The organism is Methylobacterium sp. B1 (genome assembly GCF_000333255.1).
Classification (GTDB): Bacteria; Pseudomonadota; Alphaproteobacteria; order Rhizobiales; family Beijerinckiaceae; genus Methylobacterium; species Methylobacterium fujisawaense.
On sequence record NZ_BACT01000437.1, the window covers coordinates 1 to 6,491 of the forward strand.

Below are 6,491 nucleotides of genomic sequence, written 5' to 3' on the forward strand. Positions count from 1 at the left end.
ATTTCCAGGCCCTCGAACAGCAATTCGCAATGGCCGCCATGCTCCTCCGGCCCCATGATCGGGATGCGGCGCAGGATCCGCCAGCCGGGCTGGTCCCTGTGGAACAGGAAGGCGGTCAGCCCCTTGCGCGCGTCGTCGGAGGTGCGCGCCATCAGGATGAAGTGCGCGGCCTCCTCGGCGCCGGTGATGTACCACTTGCGGCCGGTGACCACGTAGCGGTCGCCCCGCCGCTCGGCCCGGGTCTGGATCATCCCCGGATCGGAGCCGCCGCCGGGATGCGGCTCGGTCATGGCGAAGGCCGAGCGGACCCGTCCGTCGACGATCGGCGCGAGCCAGCGCGCCTTCTGGTCCGGCGTCGCCACCTTCTCCAGCACCATCATGTTGCCGTCGTCCGGCGCGGCCGCGTTGAACACGACCGGCCCGAAGATCGACCGGTTCATGGCCTCGTAGCAGACCGCCATGCCGACCCTGTCGAGCCCGGCGCCGCCGGTCTCGGGCCGCAGCTGCAGGCACCACAGGCCCTGGTCGCGGGCGAGACCCCGCAGCCGGGCCAGCTCGGTGAGGCTGATGTTGCCGTGGCCGTCATAGGCCGTCGGATCGGCCTCCAGCGGCAGGATGTGCGTGTCCACGAAGGCCGCGATCCGGGCGCGGTAATCCTCGACGCGCGGGGAGATGGTGAAATCCATGAGCCCACCTGCTGTGCCGGCCCAGGCGATAAAAATCGAGCGAGCGCTCGCTTTTTATCGCCTGGATTCGGATCTGGCAACGCGCTAAGGGCGACTGGCAACGGGCCAAGGGACGGGGACCGTCTTCGGCCGTCGCCCCGACCGGCCCGCGCGACGATGGATCGATGAGACCCGCTGACGCTCCCCCGTCCGCCCGTCCGGCCGAATTGCTGGCGAAGGACGCCTACGCGACCGAGGCGATCTGCGCGCGGATCCTGGCGCGGCACCGGGACCGGATCAGCGTCCGGAAGGATCACGTCGCCACCGCCAACCTCGCCCGGATCATCGAGGCGGTGCTGAAGCTGTCGAGCCGGCAGGGCTTCCACGAGACCAGCCTGCGCGACCTCGCCCAGGCCTCGGGCCTCAGCATGGGCGGGCTCTACTCGTACTTCGACAACAAGAACACGCTTCTGGTGATGATCCTCACCGAGGTGGCCGAGACGGCCGAGGCCGTCCTGCGGCAGGCTCCCGCGGGGATCGAGGGGGATCCGGCCGCGCATCTGCGCTGGCTGATCGAGACCCATATCCGCCTGACCGAGGCGATGCAGCCCTGGTTCGTCTTCGCCTTCATGGAGGCGAAGGGGTTTCCGGCCCCCGCCCGGACGATGGCGACGGAGAGCGAGGCCGCCACGGAGCGCATCTTCGCCGAGGTCCTCGCCCGCGGCGTTGCGGCGGGCGTCTTCGCGGTCGCCGACGTCGATCTCACCGCCGCGCTGATCAAGCCGCTCCTGCAGGACTGGTACGTGAAGCGGGCCAAGCACCGGAAGCGCGGCATCCCGATCCAGTTCTACATCGCCGGCGTCATCGCCTTCGTCGAGAAGGCCATCGCGGCGCCCTGACCGCGTCGGCGCGGCCCACTTCGCGCCGCTGCCGGCCGCCCTCCGCGAACGGACCGCCCGGGCGCCGGGCGTCCCCGGCCGCCGCGCCCTCGCGGCGAGGCGCTAGGAGGCCGAGGCGCGGCCCGACGCCAGCGGCCCGGGCAGCGCCCCAATCAGGACCCGCAGGCCGCCGATGTGGTCGAGGACGGCGTCGGCGGCGTCTGCGTCTTCGGGGCGCCCGTAGCCGTAGCGGGCCAGGATCGCGGCGACGCCCGCCGCGCGGGCCGCCGCGATGTCGTGGTGCATGTCCCCGACCATCACGGCCCGGTCGGGCTCGACCCCCAGCCGGCGCAGGGCCTCCCGGAGCGGCGCGGGATCGGGCTTGCGTTGGGGCAGCGTGTCGCCGCCCACCACCGTGTCGATCAGCGGCGTCAGCCCCACCGCATCCAGGATCAGGCCGGTGGCGCGGGCCGGCTTGTTGGTGACGATCGCCAGCGCGAGGCCCGCCTCCCGGAGCGCGCGGACGGCTTCCGCGGCGCCGGGGAACAGGGCCGTGCCGGTCGCCGCGATCGGCTCGTACACGGCCAGGAAGGCCGGCAGCAGCTCCGCCGCCCGGTCGGCGTCGCCGCCGGAGGCCCGCAGGGCGCGCCGCATCAGCGCCAGGGCGCCATCGCCCACCATCGCCCGCACCGCGGCGGCCGCGACCGGCGGCAGGCCTTCCTGCGCCAGAATCGCGTTGAGGGCCGTCCGGAGATCGGCCAGGCTGTCGACGAGGGTGCCGTCGAGATCGAGGAGAACGGCGTCGAAGCGCGACGGGGCCGCAGGCAAGGGTGTTCTCCGCGTCGAGGGGACCGCCGCCGGACGCCGACGCTTCGGTCTCCGGGACGGGCGGTTCCTAGCGGGTCGCGCGCGGCCGGGCCAGGGAGCGCCGCTCGCAACGGGCGCGACCCGCGATGACGCGGCCATGTCCGGCCCGTGACCGGCCCGTGACGGGCCCCGCGGGTTCGGACGATTGCGAGCGGCCCGGCGGATCGCGCGGCGCATCCGCACGCGGCTGGCGAATCCGGCCTCCTGGGCGATCGCCCCGATGGCAGGCGGGTCACCGCCCGGATCCGCTCGGCCGCCGCGACGCGGATCGTCCCGACGGCCCGGCGCGCCGGGACACGAAGCGTGACCGGACGGTAGGCATCCGCGTCCGGACCCGGCGGCCCGGATGCGGCACCGCCTATCGCGGCCCGGAGCCGGCCGGCGTCTGATCGGTGCAGGTGATGGGCTTGCCGGACCCGTCGGTCCACGTGACCGACCGCCCCTTGCCCCGCAGCTCGTGGGTGGCGTCGGCATAGCGGAACCCCGACCCGCTCAGCTGCACCGGCAGGGTGACGGCGCCGCCGTCGCCCGGCCGGACGATTGCCTGCTCCGGCCCCGCGCCGTTCACGAACGTGACGGCCAGCGTCCGCCCCGTCGGACAGGCGAAGGTCACGTGGATCGTCTCGGGCCGCCCCGGTCCGGCCGCAGCCCCGTGCGGCCCGGCGGCCACGAGCAGGCCGCCCACGAGGATCGCGGGCCGGACGGCACGGGCAGGGATTCTCATCGACCACTCTCCAGACACGTTCCGGCGGCCGCGTGGCGGCCGTCCCGACGATCATCGCCGGGATGCGCCCTGCGGGCAATCGGAGGACTTCCCGGATCACCTGAAAGGCGCGCAACTGAACAATTGTATTGATTTATAATGTTTCATTGTCGCACAGAAACGAAAGCCCAATACAGTAAATAATTCACGATTCGTCCAACGCGACAAGACGGATCACGGTCCAGTCTCGTCCATCACGGTGTGCCGGCCGCGATCGAAGATCGGTCCGGTCGGCGAGCCAAGCGTCCGGGGCTGTTGCGACGGGGCTGTCCAGGACGCGAATCCGGGTCGTGGCTGACCACCGCCCGCGCGCGCCGCTTAAATGGCTCCTTAATGAAAGGAAAATAGTAATGCGAAAATCGCGCAGCTGCAGATCCAATGAACCGCCCGAAACACGCTCTGTCGACACTGATCGCGGCGCTGACCAAATCCCCGCGCGGCCTGACCGCCATCCGTCAGCTCGCGGAACTGCAGAAACAGGTCCCGTCCCTCTACGGACTGCTCTCGGTCAATGCCTGCGCGCTCGCCGCGACGCATTATGCCCTGGCGCCCGCCATCCTGACGCTCGGCATTCCGGCGGTCGTGATCTCGCTGTGCCTGATCCGCGGGGTCCACTGGCTGCGCCTGCGGCCCGAGACGTTGAGCGAGGCGCAGGCGGTCCATCATCTGCGGCGGACCACGGTGCTCACGATCTTCTTCTCGATCGTCTTCGTGGTCTGGGCAATGGTCCTGACCGGGTTCGGCGGCCCCTACGAGCAGGGCCACGCGGCGATCTTCGTGGCCGTCACGGTGATCGCCTGCATCTTCTGCCTGACCCATCTGCCGGTCGCGGCCTTCCTGGTGACCGGCATCGTCATGAGCGTGTTCCTGTTCTGCTGCGTGACGAGCGGGAACAAGGTCTTCCTCGCCATCGCGGCGAACACGGCCTTCGTGACGGTGGTGATGGTCCGGACCCTCAACACCAACTACCGGGCCTTCGTCGACCTCGTGGCGTCCCAGGCCGTGGCGAGCCGGCTCTCCGAGGAGAATGCGCGCCTTGCCCAGACCGACAGCCTGACCGGCCTGCCGAACCGCCGCTACTTCTTCCAGAAGCTCGACGAGGCGATCCGCTCGCCCTCGGAGGCGGGCGCGCCCTTCGCCCTGGCCATCTTCGACCTCGACCGTTTCAAGCCGATCAACGACACCTACGGGCATAATGTCGGCGACCGCGTCCTGGCGGAAGCCGGCCGGCGCCTCGCGGAATTCGCCAGCGCCGACGTGGTGGTGACGCGGCTGGGCGGCGACGAATTCGGCGTGATTCTCCGAGCGTCCGAAGGGGCCGCGGCGGCGCTCGCCTTCTGCGACGGCATCTGCACGGCGCTGCAGCAGCCGACGCGGATCGGCGACATCCGGGTCGTCACGGGCTGCTCGGGCGGCCTCGCCCTCTCCTGCAAGGCCACGCGCGACGCGGACGCCCTGTTCGACCGCGCCGACTACGCGCTCTACCACTCGAAGGAGCAGCGGCGCGGCGCAACGACCCTGTTCTCGCAGGAGCACAAGGACGCCATCCATGCCGAGCAGGCGGTGGAGACGGCCCTGCGGACGGCCGACCTCGCCGCCGAGATGGTCCTGCACTACCAGCCGATCCTCGACACGGAGACGGGGCGGATCGCCTTCGTGGAGGGTCTGGCGCGGTGGACGAGCCCGTCGCTGGGCCAGGTCGGACCGGACCGGTTCATCGCGGCAGCCGAGCGCTGCGGCATGATCCACACGGTCACGCTCCTGCTCCTGCGCAAGGCGCTCGCCGACGGCGCGCGGCTGCCGCCCGAGACCGGCCTGTCCTTCAACCTCTCCGCCCACGATCTCGCCTCGCCGGAGACCGTCCTGGCGATCCTGGCCGCGGTGCAGGGCAGCGGCTTCGACCCGCGCCGGCTGACGCTCGAACTCACCGAGACCGCCCTGATGCGCGACTTCGATCACGCCAAGGCGGCCATCACCGCCCTGCGCAGCCTCGGCATCAAGATCGCGCTCGACGATTTCGGGACGGGCTATTCCAGCCTGGGCTACGTCCACCGCCTGCCGCTGGACAAGATCAAGATCGACCGCAGCTTCATGGTCGACATCAATACGGACCGGGGCTGCAGCCTGATCTCCACGATCCTGGACCTGTGCCGCAACCTCGGTCTCGACGGGATCGTCGAGGGGATCGAGACGCAGGCCCAGCTGGACGTGGCGCGGCGGCACGGCAGCCGCTACGTCCAGGGCTATCACATCGGCCGGCCGATGCCCCTCGCCGCCCTGCTCCAGCGGATGGACCACGACGCCGGCGCGGTGCGTCGCAGGGCCTGAGGGACGGGCGGGCGGCGCGTCGCCATCCGCCGGCACGGCCGCCGTCCGTCGGGCCGCAGCCTCAGGCGGCCACCGGGGCCGCCCCGGGTTCCGGCAGCTGCATGTGGCGGTAGGCGTGCCGGGTGAGGACGCGGCCGCGGGGGGTGCGCTGCACGAAGCCGCGCTGGATGAGATACGGCTCGATGATGTCCTCGATCGCGTCGCGCGGCTCCGACAGGGCCGCCCCGATCGTCTCGATCCCCACGGGGCCGCCCCCGAAGGAGCGCGCGATCAGGCTCAGGTACTTGCGGTCCATCACGTCGAGCCCGGCCGCGTCCACGTCGAGCAGCTGCAGCGCCCGGTCGGCGATCGCCCGCGTCACCGTCTCGGCCTCCGCCACAACGGCGAAGTCCCGCACCCGCCGCAGGAGACGCCCGGCGATCCGCGGCGTGCCCCGCGCCCGCCGGGCGATCTCGTTGGCTCCCTCCGCCGACATCCCCAGGCCCAGGACCCGCGCCCCGCGCGCCACGATCTGCTCCAGCTCGTCGATCTCGTAGAATTCCAGCCGGATCGGGATCCCGAACCGGTCGCGCAGCGGCGTGGTCAGCAGCCCCGCCCGGGTCGTGGCGCCCACCAGCGTGAACTTCGGCAGCTCGATCTTGACCGAGCGCGCCGCCGGGCCCTCGCCGATGATCAGGTCGAGCTGGTAATCCTCCATGGCCGGGTAGAGGATCTCCTCCACCGCCGGGTTGAGCCGGTGGATCTCGTCGATGAACAGGACGTCGCGCTCCTCCAGGTTGGTGAGCTGCGCGGCCAGGTCCCCGGCCTTGGCGATCACCGGGCCGGAGGTCGAGCGGAAGTTCACGCCGAGTTCGCGCGCCACGATCTGGGCGAGCGTCGTCTTGCCCAGACCCGGCGGGCCGACGAACAGCACGTGGTCCAGCGCCTGGCCGGTCTTCCGCGCCGCCTCGATGAACACCTGCATGTTCGCCCGCGCCGCACGCTGCCCGA

At 71.4% G+C, this 6,491-nt stretch carries 6 protein-coding genes; 2 read left to right on the top strand and 4 right to left on the bottom strand.

The window, feature by feature from the left end:
* Positions 1–686 (bottom strand): acyl-CoA dehydrogenase family protein (locus I53_RS12790; protein WP_043351258.1); only part of this gene is annotated, 686 nt, incomplete at its 3' end.
* A 164-nt stretch (positions 687–850) separates the two neighbouring features.
* Here I53_RS12790 and I53_RS12795 point away from each other — a divergent pair.
* Positions 851–1,564: a TetR family transcriptional regulator gene (locus I53_RS12795; protein WP_083936043.1), complete on the top strand. Its 714-nt coding sequence runs from the start codon at positions 851–853 to the stop codon at positions 1,562–1,564.
* Between the two features lie 102 nt (positions 1,565–1,666).
* Here the strand turns inward: I53_RS12795 and gph are convergent, their stop codons facing one another.
* Both gph and I53_RS12805 read right to left on the bottom strand, forming a co-directional pair.
* Positions 1,667–2,371 carry a phosphoglycolate phosphatase gene (gene gph, locus I53_RS12800; protein WP_043351260.1) on the bottom strand — a complete coding sequence of 235 codons (705 nt, stop codon included), beginning with the start codon at positions 2,369–2,371 and terminating at the stop codon, positions 1,667–1,669.
* Between the two features lie 397 nt (positions 2,372–2,768).
* Complete coding sequence (locus tag I53_RS12805; protein ID WP_043351262.1) at positions 2,769–3,134, bottom strand: MliC family protein; 366 nt, start codon at positions 3,132–3,134, stop codon at positions 2,769–2,771.
* 417 nt (positions 3,135–3,551) lie between these two features.
* Here I53_RS12805 and I53_RS12810 point away from each other — a divergent pair, with 417 nt between their 5' ends.
* Positions 3,552–5,501 (top strand): bifunctional diguanylate cyclase/phosphodiesterase, encoded by a 1,950-nt coding sequence (locus I53_RS12810; protein WP_043351264.1) that lies wholly within the window; start codon positions 3,552–3,554, stop codon positions 5,499–5,501.
* A gap of 61 nt (positions 5,502–5,562) precedes the next feature.
* On the opposite strand, the gene ruvB is transcribed toward I53_RS12810, so the two are convergent.
* The coding region (ruvB, locus tag I53_RS12815; protein ID WP_043351268.1) for a Holliday junction branch migration DNA helicase RuvB at positions 5,563–6,491 on the bottom strand (929 nt) is incomplete at its 5' end.